Genomic DNA, 20,366 nt, shown 5'->3' with positions numbered 1-20,366 from the left:
AGAAAAGGGGGAAATTGTTGGCATGTACATGACGATAGGGAGAATTTTTGATTTAGCAGTTGGCAAGTATCCGAATAAAGAGGCGCTAGTAGAACCAGAAAAAAATATTCGCTGGACATATAAGCAGTGGGATGAGCAAATAAATAAAACGGCGCAAGCTCTATTGAAAGAAGGAGTAAGAAAGGGAGATTGTGTATCTGTTTACTTATATAACTGTCGTGAATTTGTAAACGTTTACTTAGCCTGTGCGAAAATTGGGGCGATCTTTAACCCGATTAATTTCCGCTTAAAAGCAAAAGAATTATCGTATATCCTCCAAGATGCAGCCTCGAAAGTAGTTGTCTTTGAAAAAGCAGTTGAATCAACTGTTGCTATGATTGAACGAGATTTTCCAAATTCGTCTTTTTGGTATGTAGAAGACGATACACCTTCCTATGCTAGTTCTTACCATGAAAAAGTAAATGAAGCATCAGCTGAACAAGTAGATATTGTAGTCGATGAAATGGATTATTGTTCTATGCTTTATACGAGTGGTACGACTGGTCATCCGAAAGGCGTATTACATCGCCATCGTGATATGGCTGAGCATAGTATGATTTGTACGTATTTCATAAAATATAACAGGGATAGCGCCGGGCTTGTAGTCGCACCTTTATATCATTGCGGCGAGTTAAATGCTGGGATTATACCGCGCATTCAAGTTGGCGGAAAGAATGTTATTTTACATCATTTTGATACGGATAGAGTATTACATACCATTCAAGAAGAGAAGATTACGACGTTTTTTGCAGCACCAACGATGTGGAATATGTTGCTGCAAAAAGATCTAACTAAGTATGATTTAACTTCGATGAAGATTGGGGTTTATGGCGGAGCTGCAATGGCACCAGCGTTAGTCAAGGAATGTAAAGAGCGTCTTTATATTGATCTTGTCCAAATTTACGGAATGACAGAAATGGGACCGGTTGTTGCGTTTCTCGTAGAAGAGGATCAAATTACAAAAGCTGGTTCAGCGGGAACACCGTGCTTTAGCCATGAAATTCGAATTGTCAAACCGAACGAAGATGCACCGGCAGAGCCAGATGATGTATTGCCTCCTTATGAAGTAGGGGAAATTATTTTACGCGGCCCGACTATGATGGCTGGTTATCATAATCGAGAAGAAGCAAATGCAAAATCAATGTATAAAGGATGGTACCATTCTGGTGATTTAGGCTACTTCGATAAAGACGGCTATTTATTTGTTGCAGATCGCGTTGATGATATGGTAATTAGCGGTGGGGTAAATATTTACCCTCGTGAAGTTGAAGATTTCCTTCATAGTCACCCTGGTGTATTAGATGTTGCAGTACTTGGTGAGCCAGACGAACTATGGGGAGAGCGTGTCGTTGCGGTCGTTGTAAAGAAAGATGATAATATTTCAGAAGCTGATTTAGAAACGTATTGTAAAGAAAGTGACGAACTAGCAGACTATAAACGCCCACGTCATTATTTATTTGTGGATGAACTTCCTCGTAATGCGAGTGGGAAATTACAAAAATTTGTGCTGAGAGAGTCGCTGAAAGGCGTGAAAAAATAGTCGATAGGTCGGTTGTATATAAAAATAAAGCTATCTTTCTGAATAAGGAAAGGTAGCTTTATTTTTTTAAAATGATCAAGTAAGGGAGGTAGTTTGGTCAAAAAAATAGTGTATACTTTCTATTTTAAATTACATTCCTATATTATAATGAAATATTTTTTGTTTTTAGTGTTTTGGTCTTGAAATCATATTTTATGTTTTGAATAGAAGTGTTTTTGATTGGATGAGGAATATTAAAATAGTAAATAGTGGGTTTGGAATTACGAAATATATTCATATTTGAGTACGAGTTGAATAAATAAATTTGAGGAGAATGTTGGTGGAGCATATTTGTAAAGAAAGATGGTCAGTCATCGGATGACCTTATGAATAAAGTGGTCACTTAGTGCGTTTTGGTTACTACTAATATAGTAACATATTAAAATGTGAATGAACAGTCTTGTAATACATTTTTATAAGTACTAATATTTATTGCTGGCTGCCAAAACAAGCGAACAATATGGTTAATGAATCGCTTTGTTACTGCTTTGTTTTGCATGATTAAAGATAGTTTGATGCTGCAAATATTCTTTAGTCGTAACCTTTTTAAGATGGTTTAGGATGGAAATATTTAACGACAGAACAATGTGATAAGTAAAATTGGAGGCGTTATGAGTACATATTTAAAAAGAATATCTGTAATTTGTTTTATTTTTACTATTTTTATTGGATAAGTTTTTATGCCTATCATAGGGCATGCTCAAGAATTAAATACAGCAGGATTTGTTGATAGTTTTGCATTTGAAAAGACAAAATTAAATTATGGAGAACAGACTAGCATACATGTAAACTTTAGTGAAAAGCCTGGAAAGAAGATGAAATCTGGGGATACATTAACGTTAGCACTACCTCCAGAATTAAAGGGATATAGTGGAACTATTGCATTAAAGGATGAATCGGGACGTGTTTTTGGTACGTGCCAGATCAATGCAAATAATGTAGTTTGTACATTTAATGATACAGTAGAACAGCTCGAAAATATTCGAGGGAACTTTAATTTTACTGTTCAAGGTACGAATGTAGAAGCAGGAAAAACGAAAGATGTACAAACGAATTTAGGGACAAATTTAGAAAAACAAACGGTTAGCATTACCCACTCGAAAGGCGGCGGTACAGAACCGGGGATCTTTTTCTATAAAGCTGGTGATATTCAGCCAGACAATAGTAATGTAGTGCGTTGGTTTTTAAATATAAATTTAAAGAAACAATATTTACATGACAATATCGTTTTGAAAGATACACTACAAGAAGGACAATTACTGAATAAAGAGAGCTTTACTATTAATGTAAATAATAAAGAACAATTGTCTCTTGCGGAATTTCAAAAGCGAGGCTATGGATACATTAAGTTTACGAGTGATAACTCATTTGAAGTTGTAATTTATAAAGATAAGGGTCATGCTACTTCATTTACAGTTTCCTATCAATCAACAATTACTGAGAGCGGGAAAAAGTTAAAATATTTACAGAATGACTATAAACTTGATTATCAAATTTTATATGAGAAACCTATTACTGAAACTAATAGTGTAAAGGTTAAAAATATATCATTTGGCGGCGGAGCTGAAGGGGATTTACCGGCGAAAGGAACGCTGCAAATTGTGAAACATATTGAAGGAAACGAAGGGAAAGTTATCCCAGGTGTTTCTTTTAAATTGTATACAGAGTCAGGTCAGCAGATTGGTGATTCTTATACAACAAATAAAGACGGAGTAGTTGAGGCACAAAATCTAACTCCAGGTAATTACTATGTGCAAGAAATTTCAGCACCGAACTATGTAGAGTTCGATCCACAAACGAAAATTCCTTTTACAATTAAGAAGGATGATGTAAATGGAATAAAACTTATGGTTCCAAATAAGTTAAAAACTACATCAGTTATGGGAACGAAAACATGGGAAGGCGACAAAGCAAATGATCGCCCGGAAACAATTAAAGTAGATTTACTGCAAGATGGTAAAGTAATTGCAACGGAAGAAGTAACTGCAGCAAATGGTTGGAAATATGAGTTTGAAAAGTTACCAGCAGTTAATAATGAAGGAAAAGCTCATAAGTATGAAGTAAAAGAACAACCAGTAACGGGATATCAATCGAAAGTTAATGGTTATGATATTACAAATATAAAGATCCATGAAGTAACAGAAGTAGAAGAGCAAGTTGAAGAAGAAACAACAGAAGAACTGGAAGAGTCATTAAAACCGGAAGAGCCAACGGTGACAGAAGAACCGAATGAGTTAGAGAAACCAGAGGTAACAGACAAACCGGAAATCTGGGTAAAACCAGAAGAAGAAAAGATTGAAGAAGAAACAACAGAAGAACTAGAAGAGTCATTAAAACCGGAAGAACCAAAGGTGACAGAAGAACCGAATGAGTTAGAGAAACCAGAGGTAACAGACAAACCGGAAATTTGGGTAACACCAGAAGAAGAAAAGATTGAAGAAGAAATAACAGAAGAACTGGAAGAGTCATTAAAACCGGAAGAACCAAAGGTGACAGAAGAACCGAATGAGTTAGAGAAACCAGAGGTAACGGACAAACCGGAAATTTGGGTAAAACCAGAAGAAGAAAAGATTGAAGAAGAAACAACAGAAGAACTAGAAGAGCCATTAAAACCGGAAGAACCAAAGGTGACAGAAGAACCGAATGAGTTAGAGAAACCAGAGGTAACAGACAAACCGGAAATCTGGGTAACACCAGAAGAAGAAAAAGTAGAAGTTGAAACAACAGAAGAGTGAAAAGAAGAAGAACTAGAGGTAACAGAAGAGCAACCGGGAGTACCGAACAAACCAGAGGTAAAAGAGCAACCGGAAATTTCAAACAAACCAGAGGTACAAGATAAAGTAGAAGTACAAAGCAAACAAGATGTACAAAATAAATCAGAAGTACCATCTAGTAAAGAAAGTAATAAGCAATCAAAGTTACTTCCTCAAACAGGTGGAGCAGCAACTGAATCTACTTCTATCCTTGCAGGTATGTTCGCATTAATTTTGGGAGCGATGATGTTTGGACGTAAAAAAAATTAATGGTCTTGAGGTTTAGTTTGAGAGCAAGATGTATGTAAAAAAGCGGAGACTATGGGTCTCCGCTTTTTTTATTTGTGTAATCAGCTAAGCTGGATAATACTTATGAATGAACGATTTTAATAACATGCTTTTCGTTTTAATTCATATTTTTTACAAGCACATGCTTTATTTTCTGGCGAAATCGGGCGATTAGCGTAATGATAATAATACCGAAGATAATTTTCCAAATGTGTTGTTCAAGTACTAGGAATATATTTTCTAAGTTTTCCCCTAACCAGTAACCACCGATTAAGAAGAATGATACCCAAAATAGGGCGCCTGAATAAATGGTCATCGCAAAGCGGCGAAACGGTAAGTTGATAATTCCTGCAAAGTATCCTGTGAAGTGGCGAACGCCTGGGATGAAAAAGGCGATAAAGATTAGAAAATATCCGTATTTATCAAACCACATTTTCGTTAAATTAATTTTCCGTTCTGTTAAAAATACATATTTCCCGTATTTCTGAATGAAAGGCATGCCAAGTTTATTTCCTAAAAAGTATTGGAATGTCATACCTATGCTTGTCCCAATAAAGGATAAAATAATTAAAATGGGTAAACTCAAATCACCTTGATGTGATAAGAATCCTGCATAGGCTAATGTTGGCTCTCCTGGAAACGGAAGAGCAATGTATTCTAAAAGCAATCCAACGAGTACTACATAATCCCCATATTGCTGAAATAATTCGTGAATCCATTCCATGTTGTGCGCTCCTTTTTAAATTGAAGTTGTTACATATCTTCCTCTTTTTCGCACTGATCGAACTGAAATAATAGTAGTAGAAGAGTTTGGTTGGAGGATTTAGGCTAGATAGCATACTTAATATAGCTCTTTGCTAATTAGCAAAGAGCATCGAAGTGTAAATGTTACTATTAGTTAAAGTCATAGCGGTATAAAAATACGTTGAAATCTTCTTCTTTTGGTCCAAAATTAACTGCTTTTTCTTGTATACGTTTGAAGTTTTGTTTGTCATAAAATCTATAGTTGCATGCATTATCTGTATATAAGTATAAAGATGTTACTTCTTCTTTTGTCATGTATTGTAATAAATGATTTAATAAATGTTTTCCAACTCCAAGACCTCTAGATTCTTCGGATACGATGAATAATTGTATACAACCTTGAAACTGCTCTTCTTTTCCTTGAATGAGTTCTTTGTATGTTTTTTGAACTTTTATAAACGTTTTTAAAAACTCTCTATTCTCTTTATTCGTCATGAATAGTTTCAGTGTGTTAAAGGCAAAGCTAAACGTATTATGGAATCTCTTTAAACGGTTTTTATCTTTTTCGGAATCGCCTAAAATGACACCGATAATTTTATTATCTTTTTCAGCTACCATACTAAAGGAACTTTCTAAAATGCAACTGTGTAGGTAGACATTTAATATGGAGTTTAAAAATTTTTTATCTGTAATGAATTGATTAAATCTAAATGCCTCGCCAATTAAATGTTTTATAGGCTCATAGTCTTCCTTAACAAGACTTCTATATTTTACTGTGTTCATAATTGTATGCTCCCTTTATTAATATAAATAACTTATTATAAATAGTAAGGTCTCCTCTAAGGGGAGAGTCAATAGTGGTAGGGAAAAAATAAAAAGGAAGAGATTCAGGTGAAAACATTATTTTCTATTGGAGAAGTTGCAAAAATAAAGGATATAACGATAAAGGCATTAAGGTACTATCATAAGATGGGGATCCTTATTCCAAAACATATTGATGAATCAACAGGATATAGATATTATTCTATTGATCAATTCATTCACATTGATATTATAAAAAGTTGTAGAGAGTTGAACACCAGTATAGTAGAACTTCAAGAGATTTTTAAGGAATGTAATACGGACAAGTTGCTGCAATTTTTACAATTAAAGAGAGCGGAAGCGGAAGAACATATAAAGAAAATGAAAGGAGTAATTGAAACGATTGATGGGTTACATGCGAAAGTAGGGAGTTCACAGGAAATATTAAAGAATGATGAAATATCTATTAAGTTCTTTGAACAGCGTTATGTAATTGTAGCGTCTTGTAAAGAAGTCGGGAGTTTACAGGAGTTACTGTATTATTCCAATCTAGAGAAAATCGTTCAAGATTATGAAGAGAAAATGTCAATGGAAATGGGGATTCTCTACAATGTCAATGAAAAGTGGGATGTAGAACCAAAGTATGTTTTTAATAAGGTGCAAGATCATGTACATATGGAAGAGATGCAAAATATAAAAGTATTACCGGGCGGGAAATATATAACATTAGCGTATAGTAAAGAAAATGAAGAAGAACGTAGAAATACCATGATTAAATATACAAAAGAAAATGATATAGAAGTGGAGAGTTTTATTGAAGTTGAGTTAATTAATGATTTTTTTAATACGGAGACGTATAGTTGTCAAATTCAAATTTTTATAGGGGATAGTGAGAATAAGAAGTTTTGATTTCGTAATTTTATGGAATGGACTGCCCAGAAAACCTAACTTTGAAATGGAGTTATGTTCTTATTGGGGAAAATTGTAATAGTACATGAAATTATATCGAACACAACACTACATATATCGACTAAACTGCAAAATACGACAATAAAACCCTGCCTATTAATAAAAAGAGGGCCGTACCAAAAAAACTTTTGGGACGGCCTCATTAGTAGTAAGGAACGTATTATTTACGTGAAAAACCTTCTTCATCAAGGTATTCAGCAGCTTCTGGATAAGAGTTGAATGTACCGTCTAAGTTTACGCCAGCGTAAACGTTCCACATGTCATCCTCTTGAATAAGAGTTAGGATATGGCCGTCTTCATTACGCCATTCCTCTTCGGTAGCAGGCGTCAATGGTGTTACAATTTCCTCTTGCTCCTGTGATAGACGTTCAATTGTTTTTTCAATTAATGAACGTAGTTCTTCTGCTGAAAATTCACGGATGTTAACCATACCTTTATCATCCGTTTTGTAACCTTTAATACCGCTTGCATATACAAATCCGTTTCCGTTTGGATGTAAATGATATACAACGTTCTTTTTATCTAAACGACTTTCTTCAAAGTGAAAGTTTACGCGTTTTAATGATACGTTCTTTCTTTCTAATTCCGGGAAAGATTCAATAATCGATAATTTTTCTTCAAAAGTTAGCATAGTGCCTCCAAGTATATAGTAAAAGATTTAATTTGTTCATTATAGCATAGTTGCAATTGTTTCCATAGGTAAGGGGAAACTTTTATTTGGATGCGTTTACTTCACGAGACTGTAAAGAGTTTCTTATAAATACGCTAACGAATGAGTATTTTTAGGTGTACAATGGAACGTGGACTTTATATGAAGGTGGTTTTTTTATGTTTCAAAAAATAGCAAAGGAATGTTTAGCAGGGTTTACTGTTGCGATAGTTGCTTTGCCATTAGCAATTGCATTTGGTATTGCCGCAACAGGAACATCTGAGGGAGCGCTTGTAGGATTATACGGTGCGATTTTTGCGGGTTTATTCGCAGCGTTATTTGGCGGGACACCTGGGCAAGTAACGGGGCCAACTGGGCCGATTACAGTAATTGCAACAGGCGTTATTGCAACTCACGGGTTAGAAGCAAGTTTTATTGCCTTTATGATGGCAGGGTTATTTCAAATTTTATTTGGTGTATGCAAGCTAGGCTCTTATGTTCGTTACATTCCGTATCCTGTTGTTTCAGGGTTTATGAATGGGATTGCACTGATTATTATTTTAGGTGAAATGAAGCACGTACAAAATAGCTTTCTACTCGTGTTATTAACGATCATTGTAATGATTGTTTCTGGAAAATGGATTAAGGCCATTCCATCAAGTCTAGTGGCATTAGTAGGTGTCACAGTAACGTTGCCGTTATTTTCTTCTATGCTACAAGGACTTACGGTAAACTTACCAATTGTAGGAACTCTTTCTTTAAATATGGTGGTTGAAAAGATAGGTGCAATTCCAGAAGCGATGCCATCTCTTCACGTACCGACTTTAGACGCAAATGGCATGTTAGCACTTGTATTACCAGCACTTAGTATTGCTTTACTAGGATCAATTGACTCATTATTAACGTCTGTCGTAATGGATAATGTGACAGGGACACGTCATAAAAGTAATAAAGAGTTAATCGGACAAGGTATTGGTAATATTGCGAGCGGTTTGTTCGGTGGATTAGCAGGAGCAGGTGCAACTGTTAGATCCATCGTTAATATAAGAAGTGGCGGGAAAACGGCACTTTCAGCTTGTATGCATAGCGTCATATTATTTATTTTCATTATGGGACTCGGTTCAGTGGTACAATATATTCCGCTTGCTGTATTATCAGGCATTTTAATTTTAACTGGCATCGGGATGTTTGATTGGGAAAGCCTGAGGAAGGCGCATGTAGCTCCAAAGGGTGATGTGATTGTAATGTTCGTGACGATGTTTGTGACAGTGAAGTTCGATTTAATGATTGCTGTTGCGTTTGGTATTATTCTTTCCTTCATTATATACATGGTGAAGTGTAAAGAACGTAAAGCTTCTATTATAAAAGAAAAAGAAGCGATGTATACAATTCAGGGGCCACTTTCATTTCTATCAGTAGATCGTATTTTTGCTTCTTTACAAGATGTGAAGTCACCAGTTATTTTGCGTATGAAAGATGTACGCTATATGGATGTATCAGGAGCTATGGCATTATTAAACTTTGTTGAGCAATCGGATAAAGCAGGAGCGAGTGTGACACTTGAACATGTACATCCGCATGTTGAAAAGACGATAGTGATGATGGCAAGTAATGAGCAGAAAGATAAATTACAGTTTGTAAAAGCTGAAGCAATGTAGGGACAATCCGCCTCACATAATAGAGTGTGAGGCGGATTCTGTATATTTGTATATGTATGCATTTAATTTGAATATCTAGATGTTACACGTCTGTTGACAATTGCTAAACTTAGCAGTATAGTAACATCTTAGATTAGCAGTATGATATTATAAAAAGTATAAGAATTTTAAGATTTCTTTGCGCTAAAAAGAAATCGCTTTAAGCTGGAGGGAATATTTGATGTACAAACAGTTACCACACGGAGTAAAAGTCGGGATTACGCGTTCAGTTGTTGCTTCTTTTGAGCAGTATATGAAGGAAATTGAATGGAACGAAGAAAAGTTTGATATGCAACAATTTGTTGAACAGTGGAAACAGTATTTATACACAAAATCAACTTGGATTAATAAAGTAGATGATGAGTTGAAAGAACATCCAGAATTCCATCAAGCGTTAGCAGTGAAAGTGAATGAAAAAATTAACGAGCTTATTAATGAAGAGCCGACTGAAGAGCAATTAAAAATATTAAAAGATAACAAAATAAACAATATAGATGATTTTTGTAAGTTAGAAGCAGCGTATCATATTGAGCGTTTGTAGTTGAATTACATAATAGATTTACATAGAAAAACACGTCGTATTCATAAAAGAGTACGACGTGTTTTTGATTAATTGATTAGTGAATAATAATGGTTATTGCGGGATAAACGCTTTCCATTTAGATAAATCGATTGTTTCTTTTGATACTGAAGTAGCAGAGAATGTAAAGGTCCAAGGTTTAGTTGAATTGGCCTTGATTTGAAAATCTTTTAATGTAAATGTTCCTTCTGCAACGACGGCTCCAGAGCAATCTGCAATATGCAATGGAAGTTGTTCAAGGGTTATATTTTGATTATAGCCATTACGAATTAAAATAGTTGCATTCAAATCTCCGTTTTCTTCTACAGCTGCGTTTAGCCCTAGGAAGTTAATTTCACCCTCTGTAGGTGGTGTAAGATTAGCAACAATTTCTTGCAATTTCATGATCGCACTTTCAGATAGCCTTTCTTGCCATATAGGATCTAAATCTAATGAATGTTTGCCTTTTAATTCAAATACTAGTTGCCAATCTTCTGTAGATAGCGTTGCTTCAGTAATTGAATTTTCTTCAAAGACGAAAGTCCAAGGCATATTTACATTTGATGGGATTTCTTCTAAGAGTGACAAATCAAATGCTTGACGTGCACATGTTTCTCCATCTTTATTTAATAAGGATAGAGTAAGAGTCTCAAATTGAATTGGATGCTTTACACTACTACGAATAAATGTAGTAATATAATAAGCATTTTCATGTTTTTTACTTTCAATTCCGGCTAGCGAAATTTGATTTTCTTGTAAGGTAGGCAAAGATTTATGTAAAAATTGATAAATATACTTCTGTTCTTGTGAAACCTCATTCCAAGAAGGATGAAAGTATAAGTTAGGTTTTATGTTTTTTGTATTGTTGTTATTTTCTTCGGTTCCTAATAATTGAGAACTCGAAATTACAGAGTCTCTACCTTTTTTTCTTGCCTTTTTTAAAAATGATAGCATGCAATTCACCTCGTTATATATTTTGTGGAACAGTTATATATCTTGCTAAATATAAAGCAACCTCTTTTTCAAAATGGCTAAATGTTTGTAAAAAGATTTCAAAACCTTCTTTTTGATAAAGGCGTGCTGGATCCTCTTGTTGATATTGTCTTAAGCCAATACCTTCTTTTAAATGCTGCATTGCATTTAAATGGTTTGTCCAACCAGAATCAAGGAAGTGCAAGCCAATTTGACGTAATACTTGTTGTGCATCTGCATTTTCTTCTAAATTAGTAACGCGCTCTATATAACTTGTAAGAGTATCTTTTAATAGTCCTTGTAAGTCTTCAACGGAATGGACATTGTTAGCAGATAATGCTGGAAGTTCTTCAGTAGATAAAACTTCTTGTAAAGCTTCTACTAGTCTAGTGAAATCCCATTCTTCAGGTACCATACCTTCTAATAAATATTCTTTAGCAATAGCATCTACTGTGTTTTTGATCATTGGAACGACAATTTCTATCATATTTGTTTCTTCGTTTAAAAGGTTATCACGAAGTTTATAAACTACATTTCGTTGATCGTTAATTACATCATCTAATTTCAAATTATATTCACGCATTGCAAAATGCCCACCTTCACAAATTAATTGCGTACGGTTGACTAAGTCGTAAATTTTTGTGTTTTGAATTAAACTATCTTCAGTTACTTTAAGTGATTTTTTAAACTTCTCTACGTCCTCACTCGCATAACGTTGCATCATTTCATCCTCTAATGAAAGGAAGAATTGAGAACTTCCAGGGTCACCTTGTCGGCCAGCTCGTCCTTTTAACTGATTATCAACGCGGCGAGATTCATGTCTTTCTGTTCCAATTACATGTAAGCCACCAAGTTCGTGAACACCTTTTTCTAATAAAATATCCGTTCCTCGTCCTGCCATATTTGTTGCAATTGTAATTTGTCCTTTTTTTCCAGCTGATGCAATTAAATCAGCTTCTTGCTCAGCACTTTTTGCGTTCAATAGTTGATAAGATAGCTTTGCTTCATCTAAATAACGTGCAACAGTCTCTGATTGGAGGATTGACATCGTACCAATTAAAATAGGACGTTTTTTCTTATGTATATTTATTACTTCTGCGCAGACAGCTTTATATTTAGCATCAGCTGTTACATATACGACGTCTTTTTGGTCTTCACGAAGTATAGGGCGATTTGTTGGAATTGAAATAACTTCCATATTATATACGCGGTTAAATTCTTTCTCTTCTGTTTTTGCTGTACCAGTCATACCAGATAATGCTGGATACATACGGAAGAAGTTTTGAATTGTAATAGATGCTTGCGTTTGATTCTCATCTGTAATCGGTAAGCCTTCTTTCGCTTCAAGTGCTTGATGTAATCCATCGCTTAAAGAACGGCCATCCATAACGCGCCCTGTGAAAATATCAACGAGTACAATTTTTTCATCTTCTACAATATAATCAACGTCTAGTTGGAAAGCGACGTGTGCACGTAATGCTTGAATCATATAATGATATAAAGTTTGGTGCTCTAAATCATATAAGTTATCAATATCAAATAAGCTTTCAATTTTTGTAATACCGTCTTCTGTAAAGCTACATGATTTTGTTTCTGCATCAAAAATATAATGCTCAGTATCTTGGAACGTTTTCATTACCTTTGCGCATAAATGGTGGAAATTTGAACTGCTTGCTTTTTTTCCAGCGATAATGAGAGGGGTTTTTGCCTCATCGATTAAAACGCTGTCAATCTCATCAATAATTGCAAAGTGATATGGACGCTGTACTTGATGTGCTCGAGATGATGCCATATTATCACGAAGGTAATCAAAACCAAACTCAGTCCCAATTCCGTATGTAATATCAGATTCATAAGCATGTTTTTTATCAATAGATTCCATTTGCGGTACATTTAATCCGACTGTTAGGCCGAGAAATTCATGAACTTGTCCGATTAATTCTTTATCACGTTTTGCTAAATAATCATTAACTGTAATAACGTGAACACCTTTTTTCTCAAGAGCACGTACGTACGTAGGTAAAGAAGAAACAAGTGTTTTTCCTTCTCCTGTAGGCATTTCAGCGATGTTGCCTTCCAGTAATACAAGGCCACCGATTAACTGTACATCGTAGTGACGAAGACCAAGTACTCGTTTTGCAGCCTCTCGAACGACAGCAAATGCTTCTACTTTTATATCATCAACTGTTTTTCCATTTTGTAACATGTTTTGAAAAACAATAGTTTTTTTGCGTAATTCATCATCTGATAATGTTTCCATTACAGATTCTAATTGATTAATATCATTCACAATTTGTTCATAATTTTTAATCTTTCTTTTTTGTGAATCTCCCAATAACTTCTTGACCGAATTCAGCATTCTTGTAACACTCCTCTTACTGACAATAGATACATTATAGCATAGTTATACTAGAAAAAAGTAGAAATGGAAAGTGGTAGGAGATTTGAGTAAAATCGTTTTTTGAGTAAGTATACTTTTGTTTTATGGTAAAAAAGAAAGTATTCAATATATAAGAAATTTGGTATGATAATTTAATGAGATAAAATACGGTCTCTATAATTTGTAACAATACGTTTGAGAATATATGTATAAAAGAAAAGAGAAGGAAAATGAATAAGAAGTTTGTGAAAGGTGCAGCAATTTTAACAATTACAACGTTTTTGTCGAAATTGCTTGGAAGTTTCTTTCAAATTCCATTACAAAATATTGCAGGAGATGAAGTGCTTGGTATATTCCGCCTCGTATTTCCTGTTTATATGATTGCTCTTACACTGTCAGTAGCTGGTGTACCATTAGCAATTTCAAAACTGATTGCAGAGTTGAAAGAAAAAAATAAGCAAAAAGAAATTGCAAAATTATTTAAATCAGCATCGATTATAGGAATGGCATTTGGAGCATTCGGATGTTTGGTGATCATATTATTTTCTACTGAAATTGCAAATATGCTTGGTGGGCAAGAAACGAGGATGCCATTACTGGTTACGTCATTTGCGTTACTCGTTGCACCATATATGGCCGTTTATCGCGGTTATTTTCAGGGGTTTGGTGATATGAAACCGACGGGGGTATCACAAGTCATTGAGCAATTTGTACGAGTATTTTTTATGTTAATCATCGCTTATATATTAGTATATTGGAATAAAAGTAGTGCTGTCATTACTAGTGGGGCAATGGTTGGATCTTTTCTCGGGGTAATAAGTTCCCTTATATATTTACGTATGACATATAATAAGAGTTCATATCGTTATAAGGAAAACTCATATTCGCTTCGAGATTTGAGAAAAGACGGAAAGAAAATATTACAAGTATCTATTCCAATTGCTATAGGGGCTTTATCCATGCCGCTTTTAAATTTGGTTGATTCTCTAACAGTACCACATGTGCTGCAAGGATCATCGGCTGAAATTCAAGCGCAATTTGGTATATATAGCCGTGGTTTTGCGTTTACACAATTAATAGTTGTGTTTGCAAGTGCAATTGTATTTCCGTTAATACCATTATTAACGTCTGCGCTAGCAAAGAGAGATATGAATTTAGCAAAAGCAACAGTTCAAAATACTAACTTACTCATGCATGTATTGACAGCTCCGTTAACGATATGGCTAGTTGCATTAACGGTTCCGTTAAATGTGGGATTGTTTACAGATGCAAAAGGGAGCAGTATGTTAGCTGTTATGATTGGTAGTTCGTATTTTACATCGGTTATGGTATTATCAATAGGTGTTTTACAGGGGATTAACCGCTCTGTACAAGCAGCTTGGATTGTAATCGGAGCAAGTTTTGTGAAATTCTTGTTAAACATCGTATTAGCTAAAAAGTTTGGTATAGATGGAGCTGCGTATAGTACATTGATTACATATGTGTTAATCTGTATCGTAAATCATCTATACATTCGAAAATATCTTTCCTATTCTATTCACACAGGAAGATTTTTTGCTGTAATAGGAGTATCTTGTATTTTAGGATTAGGATTATATGAATTATCTACGGTGATAGATGTTACATCTTCAAGAATTATTGCGTTATTATTTAGTGGTGTAGCACTTGCTATTGCAATAATTTTGTATGGGGTATGTGCTTTGAAATTAAACTGGATATCAACAAAACAAATATCGTTTTTAAAAAAATAAATATAGAACTACGAAATTTTAGGATTGGAATTCGGACGGGCTTATTGTGACGATACTTTTTTATGATATTGTGTTTTTAGGTAAGGAGTTGGTGCCAGTTATGATGAATGAAACAATTGGTTACCAAATGTTGGAGGAGATTAAGAGTGCGGTTAGTTTTATCAGGATATTATGGTTTTTATAACGTTGGAGACGAAGCTATTCTACAATCGATTATTGAATCGTTACATAAAGAGAATCCGAATATTGAACTCGTTGTGCTGTCAAATGACCCTGACTATACAAAGAAAATGTACGGAGTAGAAGCGGTAAATCGTTGGAGTATAAAATCGGTTTATAATGCAATCAAAAAAAGTGACGGGCTAATTAGCGGTGGAGGGAGCCTCCTCCAAGATAAAACGAGTGTGAAAAGTATTTTATATTACACGGGCATTATGGGGTTTGCCCGTATGTTAAAAAAACCGTATTACATTTATTCACAAGGAATAGGGCCGATTACAAAAAGACATAATCGACTATTAGTAAAACGGTATTTGTCGAAAGCGGCATATATATCAGTTCGAGATGAGGATTCATTCTTATATTTAAAAGAAATTGGAATGAAAAGGGATATTGAACTTGTTCCAGATCCGGTTTTAACATGGAAACGAAAAAAACAATCGGATTGGTTGCAAAAACATTCGCTGCACGGGAAAATAATTGCGGTGAGTGTGCGCAACTGGAATGCAAAAGAAGATTATATAAAAAAGTTAGCGATTGCTTTAAAAAGGTTAAAGCAAGAAGGATACCAAATTTTATTCGTCCCGATGCATGGTCCGTTTGATCAAAATGCTTCGCGTGATGTAGTGGATTTAATGGGGGAAGAGACGTATATGCTTCCATATAAAATGGATATTGATGAGAAAATATCTATTTTATCAGAGTGTTCACTTTTAATTGGTATGCGCCTTCACGCTCTTATTTTTTCTGCTGTCGCGAAAACACCAATGGTTGGAATTTCGTACGATCCGAAAATCGATTCGTTTTTAAGACAAGTGAATCAACCTGTTATAGGAAGTGTAGATGGGGACTGGAGTGCCGAGGATTTATATAAAATTGCGAAAAAACAAGTGACGCAGCATGAGGATATGCAGCAATCTTTACAAATAAGAGTAGATGAGCTTCAACTACAAGGCGAACAAGCGGCCAAGAAACTCATTTATCATATAGAAAAAAACACTCTACTAAAAAAGTAGAGTGTTTTTTTTAGTGTATTTCTTTACGTTGGAATCTTTTTTTCATATATTGCGTAATGAGATAGACACCGTAACCTTGTATTATCATAATCGTTGGTATAATAAAGTAACGATAGCGCGATTGAACCTCAATGAATATATGCACTCCTGCGTAACCTAAAATTAATAATGAGAAGAATAGTAACGTTTTATTTTTTTGTTCTTTTATCGTTTTGATGGAGGCTATGCAAGCGAATATGCAAATGCTTACGTAACATAATTTTTCTAACGTCCACAGTAATTTTGATAACTCGGGTTTTGTATACCCTTCTAGCCCCCAATAAATGGCTGCGTCATAATCTCCCCACATAACTTTAAATTTATCTTTGAATAACAATAATAGTTGTCCTTTATCGGTAGTTCTTTCTTTAATGAGCTGTTTTTCAACTTCGAAACGTTCCTCACCAAGAGGATATTGATTTATAAGTTCATAGTCCGGGAAAGAGAAACCACCTTTTGTTTCAGGATTGAATCCGACTACAAATTTCCAATAAGGGTCTCGATTAGATAAAGGATATTGTGTAACCCCTGTAGCAATTAATGTGTAACTAAAGATAAAATGCACGATATAATAAATGCCAATCATGCCAATTAGCTTTGACACAACCATTTTTTTGCTTAATTTTTGATCACCTATTATATGAGCGATAAATAAGAATAGAATGAGAGCTAGTAAAATAACAATACCGATCGGTCTCATAATATCACCAAATGCAATAAGGATACTAACAAATATCCATGCATACGAATGTGAGATTCCTTTTTTTACGAAAAGATAAAAACCAGCATAGAATAGGAATGTTGCGAGATGCTGATTTGTTAGAACAGAAGTCATCATAATGTTAGGGATGTATGTTGCGAAAATAAGTGCTGCGACTCTACCGCTAAATTCGTTAAACAGCTGCGTAGCTATGCGATATATAAAGTACGTAATACCGGTGCAGTACAGTATGTTTAATAATTTAATCGCTAATACACCTTCGCCAAACAATTTCACAACACCAGCTTGATACATTGTAAAGCCTAATTGATATACCCAAGTAGTAAAGTATGCATTGTTCGCGAATGAGAAATCGTTATTCGCTGCATCAACGGCTCCGTTATACATTCGTGCGAAATCTTGTACGACATTTGTATGAACTGTTAACACCCATGCAAGGCGAAGTATGAATGCTAGTAAACAAAGAAATATGATAAATTGTGTTTGGGTAAAGAATCGATTCACGATGATAGAAATGAATATAATACCGATTAGAACGATCATGAGTGCAACTACAAGGAAAAAGGTGTGGTTGTACTTCGGTTCAGTTATTAAAAATTGCAATGAATAAATCAGAGTCATTGCAAAAAATAATAATGTTAATATTTGCAGTGATTTAAATGCAAATGCATATAATCTAGGCATAATTATCCTCCGTAGTATGTAATATCTTTTTAGTTATTTCTATATAAACAGAAATAACTACGCCATTATATCATAAAGGATTTCACGGTTGTAAAAGGAATGAGGTACGAAAGAAGATGGCAGGTATATATATATATTATTTTTATATAGTAAAATTTGTATTTTAAAAAGGCTGTATACGAATTTTTATTTATCATGTGTATATAATTAGTATATAATCGGTGTTGGAATGATAAATTCGTAGATTACGAGGAGGATAACCGTGAAGAAATTTTCAAAGGGGATTACAGCAGTTGCATTAACAGGATCATTGCTTTTAACTCCTATTTCAAGTTATGCGGCGAGTGATGACATTACAGGGCATTTATTTGAGCAGCATATGCGTACTTTGATTAATAAGGGGATTATGTCAGGGTATGGAAATAATGTGTATTTACCTGACAAGGAGATAACGAGAGCAGAGTTTGCTACATTAATAGCGAAAGCGTTACAACTTCCACAAGCAGATTCGAATTTTAATGATGTGCCAAAAACTTACGGTTTATATGACGGTGTAAGTAGAGCGTTCGGAGCGGGAATTATTAAGGGGCGTAGTCCTGAGACTTTTGCACCTGGTGATGTTATTACACGTGAAGAAATGGCGGTAATGGTAAAACAGGCGCTAGACTATAAAAATATTAAAGTAACTGTAAATCCGCTTACATTTGCTGATACGAATCGTATTAACTATCAAGAACATGTACAAGTTATGGTAGCTACCGGGATTATTAAAGGCTATCCAGAAGATAATACGTTTAGACCACATTTATCAGCGACAAGAGGTATGGCTTCGGCGATGCTGAATTTGATGCTTGATAAAATTGGCAATAACGGGGGAGAAACGCCTGTAGAAACAAAGAATTATGTATTGTTAAATGATGCAGGAAAAGTAGTAGAGCGTTACACTACATATAAAGAAGCTGTTATGGCTGCGCAAAATAAAGGTATTAATGCAGTGAAGTATGAAAATGAATACGTATGGATTAAAGATGGCTTTGCAAGTGCGAAGCAAATTTCTGGAAATACAATTAATGTTTACGGCAATGATTTAGAAATGGTGTATACATACCTTCAGTACGGAACGGAATTTAAAGTGTTAGAAGTTGGAGAAGATCGCGTGAAAGTTCAACTCTCTGATTTAACAGGTTATGTGAAGAAAAATGAAGTCACTTTAATTCCTGAAAATGAAATGAAAAAGTCATCCTATTACGTAAAATCAGATGGATATTTATACCATAGATATTATACGTATAATACAAGTTCACCTGGATATACAGAGTTTAGATATGGTGCGGCGCCTTCTTTCATGAAGCAAGGGCAATCAATGTATAGTGTAGATGGAAAAACATTTGGAAATGAAACATTCTATCAATATTTTAATTATGTATCATTACGTTCTAAAACAGAATACACAGCAGAGCAATTAGATAGTTATGTAAAATCAGTTAAACCAGATTCGCCACTAATTGGTTTAGGTGCGAAATTTAAAGAAGTAGAAAGTAAGTATAATGTAAATGCATTATTCTTATATTCATTAGCAGTTCATGAAAGTTTCTATGGAACAAGTGCTCTTGCACAAGATAAAAATAACTTATTCGGTTTAAGAGCAACAGATAATAGTCCATATGGTAATGGAGAAACATTCAACACAAAAGAAGATTGTATTGAACATGCAGCGAAAGTATACATGGATGAAGGTTATTTAAATCCGGGACATTGGCGTTATACAGCGACGTATACAGGTGATAAAGCTGGCGGTTTAAATATGAAATATGCATCTGATGCGAACTGGGGTAAAAAAGTAGCAGGGCATATGTTCCGTTTTGATTCCTATTTAGGTAAAAAAGAGTACAACAAGTATAAACTTGCTCGTGTTACGAACAATGTGGAAGTGAAAAAAGATCCACATATGTCGAATGAACGACTGTATCGTTTAACTACAAATAAAGTTGTAACAGTTACAGGCGAAGAAACGATAAATGGACAAGCGTGGGTTAAAATCATTTCTGATGACCCTGCTGTAAATGAAGCGTATATTGCAAAAGACAGTATAGAGTATGTAAAACACTAATAAAGTAAAAAAGACTGATCATCTAGATTCATTTTGTGAAAAATGAAAAGGTGATCAGTTTTTTGTTTGCCGAATAAAACGAACGACAGCACAGAATGTTATTTAATGACATTAAAATGAAAACAATCCCACTTTATGCAAATAATAACAAATAATTAGACAAAAAAACAAAAAATAAACGTGTAAATGTCGAACAGTGTCGATAATTTTAAATAATATAAATTGTCATTCTATTTGCATTCTGTGTTATAATGCTATTTATATATTAAACACAAGCGATATATATATACGTTTACATATTAGAATTGTCGATAAATATATAATTCGACAAATATTTAAAATTTGTCGAATTATGCGATAATAAATTCTTTTAAAAAAAAGAATTATGACGTATTA

15 protein-coding genes are annotated in these 20,366 nt (G+C 34.4%); 9 read left to right on the top strand and 6 right to left on the bottom strand.

Going from position 1 to position 20,366, the window contains the following annotated elements; genetic code table 11:
• The first annotated feature begins 22 nt into the window (after window positions 1-22).
• The 3 genes from MR065_RS09690 to MR065_RS27890 all read left to right on the top strand — a co-directional run bounded on the left by MR065_RS09690 (window position 23) and on the right by MR065_RS27890 (window position 4,641).
• On the top strand, window positions 23-1,579 hold the full coding sequence (locus MR065_RS09690; protein ID WP_242213490.1) for a fatty acid--CoA ligase: 1,557 nt from the start codon (window positions 23-25) through the stop codon (window positions 1,577-1,579).
• 719 nt (window positions 1,580-2,298) lie between these two features.
• Window positions 2,299-4,353: a Cna B-type domain-containing protein gene (locus MR065_RS09685; protein ID WP_242213489.1), complete on the top strand. Its 2,055-nt coding sequence runs from the start codon at window positions 2,299-2,301 to the stop codon at window positions 4,351-4,353.
• Between the two features lie 75 nt (window positions 4,354-4,428).
• Window positions 4,429-4,641, top strand: coding sequence for an LPXTG cell wall anchor domain-containing protein (locus tag MR065_RS27890; RefSeq protein WP_242213560.1), 213 nt, complete (start codon window positions 4,429-4,431; stop codon window positions 4,639-4,641).
• Between the two features lie 136 nt (window positions 4,642-4,777).
• Here the strand turns inward: MR065_RS27890 and MR065_RS09675 are convergent, their stop codons facing one another.
• Window positions 4,778-5,383, bottom strand: coding sequence for a DedA family protein (locus tag MR065_RS09675; RefSeq protein WP_242213488.1), 606 nt, complete (start codon window positions 5,381-5,383; stop codon window positions 4,778-4,780).
• A 170-nt stretch (window positions 5,384-5,553) separates the two neighbouring features.
• On the bottom strand, window positions 5,554-6,186 hold the full coding sequence (locus tag MR065_RS09670) for a GNAT family N-acetyltransferase (protein ID WP_242213487.1): 633 nt from the start codon (window positions 6,184-6,186) through the stop codon (window positions 5,554-5,556).
• 108 nt (window positions 6,187-6,294) lie between these two features.
• Here MR065_RS09670 and MR065_RS09665 point away from each other — a divergent pair, with 108 nt between their 5' ends.
• Window positions 6,295-7,113 (top strand): MerR family transcriptional regulator, encoded by an 819-nt coding sequence (locus MR065_RS09665; protein ID WP_242213486.1) that lies wholly within the window; start codon window positions 6,295-6,297, stop codon window positions 7,111-7,113.
• Window positions 7,114-7,333: 220 nt separating this feature from the next.
• Here MR065_RS09665 and MR065_RS09660 read toward each other — a convergent pair whose 3' ends face one another.
• Complete coding sequence (locus tag MR065_RS09660; RefSeq protein WP_242213485.1) at window positions 7,334-7,804, bottom strand: hypothetical protein; 471 nt, start codon at window positions 7,802-7,804, stop codon at window positions 7,334-7,336.
• 197 nt (window positions 7,805-8,001) lie between these two features.
• On the opposite strand from MR065_RS09660, the gene MR065_RS09655 reads away from it, so the two are divergent.
• Window positions 8,002-9,480 carry a SulP family inorganic anion transporter gene (locus tag MR065_RS09655; protein WP_242213484.1) on the top strand — a complete coding sequence of 493 codons (1,479 nt, stop codon included), beginning with the start codon at window positions 8,002-8,004 and terminating at the stop codon, window positions 9,478-9,480.
• 220 nt (window positions 9,481-9,700) lie between these two features.
• Window positions 9,701-10,060 (top strand): hypothetical protein, encoded by a 360-nt coding sequence (locus tag MR065_RS09650; RefSeq protein ID WP_242213483.1) that lies wholly within the window; start codon window positions 9,701-9,703, stop codon window positions 10,058-10,060.
• Window positions 10,061-10,153: 93 nt separating this feature from the next.
• Here MR065_RS09650 and MR065_RS09645 read toward each other — a convergent pair whose 3' ends face one another.
• On the bottom strand, window positions 10,154-11,032 hold the full coding sequence (locus MR065_RS09645) for an accessory Sec system S-layer assembly protein (RefSeq protein WP_242213482.1): 879 nt from the start codon (window positions 11,030-11,032) through the stop codon (window positions 10,154-10,156).
• Window positions 11,033-11,045: 13 nt separating this feature from the next.
• The gene (gene secA2, locus MR065_RS09640) at window positions 11,046-13,409 is read right to left on the bottom strand and encodes an accessory Sec system translocase SecA2 (RefSeq protein WP_242213481.1); all 2,364 of its coding nucleotides are present in this window, start codon (window positions 13,407-13,409) and stop codon (window positions 11,046-11,048) included.
• 251 nt (window positions 13,410-13,660) lie between these two features.
• Here secA2 and MR065_RS09635 point away from each other — a divergent pair, with 251 nt between their 5' ends.
• The gene (locus tag MR065_RS09635; protein WP_242213480.1) at window positions 13,661-15,181 is read left to right on the top strand and encodes a putative polysaccharide biosynthesis protein; all 1,521 of its coding nucleotides are present in this window, start codon (window positions 13,661-13,663) and stop codon (window positions 15,179-15,181) included.
• Between the two features lie 146 nt (window positions 15,182-15,327).
• On the top strand, window positions 15,328-16,416 hold the full coding sequence (gene csaB / locus MR065_RS09630) for a polysaccharide pyruvyl transferase CsaB (RefSeq protein WP_242213479.1): 1,089 nt from the start codon (window positions 15,328-15,330) through the stop codon (window positions 16,414-16,416).
• A gap of 10 nt (window positions 16,417-16,426) precedes the next feature.
• Here the strand turns inward: csaB and MR065_RS09625 are convergent, their stop codons facing one another.
• On the bottom strand, window positions 16,427-17,860 hold the full coding sequence (locus MR065_RS09625) for a glycosyltransferase family 39 protein (protein WP_242213478.1): 1,434 nt from the start codon (window positions 17,858-17,860) through the stop codon (window positions 16,427-16,429).
• 262 nt (window positions 17,861-18,122) lie between these two features.
• Here MR065_RS09625 and MR065_RS09620 point away from each other — a divergent pair, with 262 nt between their 5' ends.
• Window positions 18,123-19,970: an S-layer homology domain-containing protein gene (locus tag MR065_RS09620; protein ID WP_242213477.1), complete on the top strand. Its 1,848-nt coding sequence runs from the start codon at window positions 18,123-18,125 to the stop codon at window positions 19,968-19,970.
• Window positions 19,971-20,366: the final 396 nt, after the last annotated feature.

The sequence above is a fragment of the Bacillus cereus group sp. BfR-BA-01383 genome, from assembly GCF_022663495.1.
In the GTDB taxonomy this organism is placed as follows: domain Bacteria; phylum Bacillota; class Bacilli; order Bacillales; family Bacillaceae_G; genus Bacillus_A; species Bacillus_A cereus_AU.
Note: the sequence above shows the minus strand (reverse complement) of the source record. Positions and strands in the feature narration are given on the sequence as shown.

Excerpts from the sequence above, each read along its gene's own strand:
- MR065_RS09690 (WP_242213490.1), top strand. The coding sequence starts at position 23 with ATGTACATGACGATAGGGAGAATTTTTGATTTAGCAGTTGGCAAGTAT.
- MR065_RS09685 (WP_242213489.1), top strand. The coding sequence starts at position 2,299 with ATGCCTATCATAGGGCATGCTCAAGAATTAAATACAGCAGGATTTGTT.
- MR065_RS09675 (WP_242213488.1), bottom strand. The coding sequence starts at position 5,383 with ATGGAATGGATTCACGAATTATTTCAGCAATATGGGGATTATGTAGTA.
- MR065_RS09670 (WP_242213487.1), bottom strand. The coding sequence starts at position 6,186 with ATGAACACAGTAAAATATAGAAGTCTTGTTAAGGAAGACTATGAGCCT.
- MR065_RS09660 (WP_242213485.1), bottom strand. The coding sequence starts at position 7,804 with ATGCTAACTTTTGAAGAAAAATTATCGATTATTGAATCTTTCCCGGAA.
- MR065_RS09655 (WP_242213484.1), top strand. The coding sequence starts at position 8,002 with ATGTTTCAAAAAATAGCAAAGGAATGTTTAGCAGGGTTTACTGTTGCG.
- MR065_RS09650 (WP_242213483.1), top strand. The coding sequence starts at position 9,701 with ATGTACAAACAGTTACCACACGGAGTAAAAGTCGGGATTACGCGTTCA.
- MR065_RS09645 (WP_242213482.1), bottom strand. The coding sequence starts at position 11,032 with ATGCTATCATTTTTAAAAAAGGCAAGAAAAAAAGGTAGAGACTCTGTA.
- secA2 (WP_242213481.1), bottom strand. The coding sequence starts at position 13,409 with ATGCTGAATTCGGTCAAGAAGTTATTGGGAGATTCACAAAAAAGAAAG.
- MR065_RS09635 (WP_242213480.1), top strand. The coding sequence starts at position 13,661 with ATGAATAAGAAGTTTGTGAAAGGTGCAGCAATTTTAACAATTACAACG.
- MR065_RS09625 (WP_242213478.1), bottom strand. The coding sequence starts at position 17,860 with ATGCCTAGATTATATGCATTTGCATTTAAATCACTGCAAATATTAACA.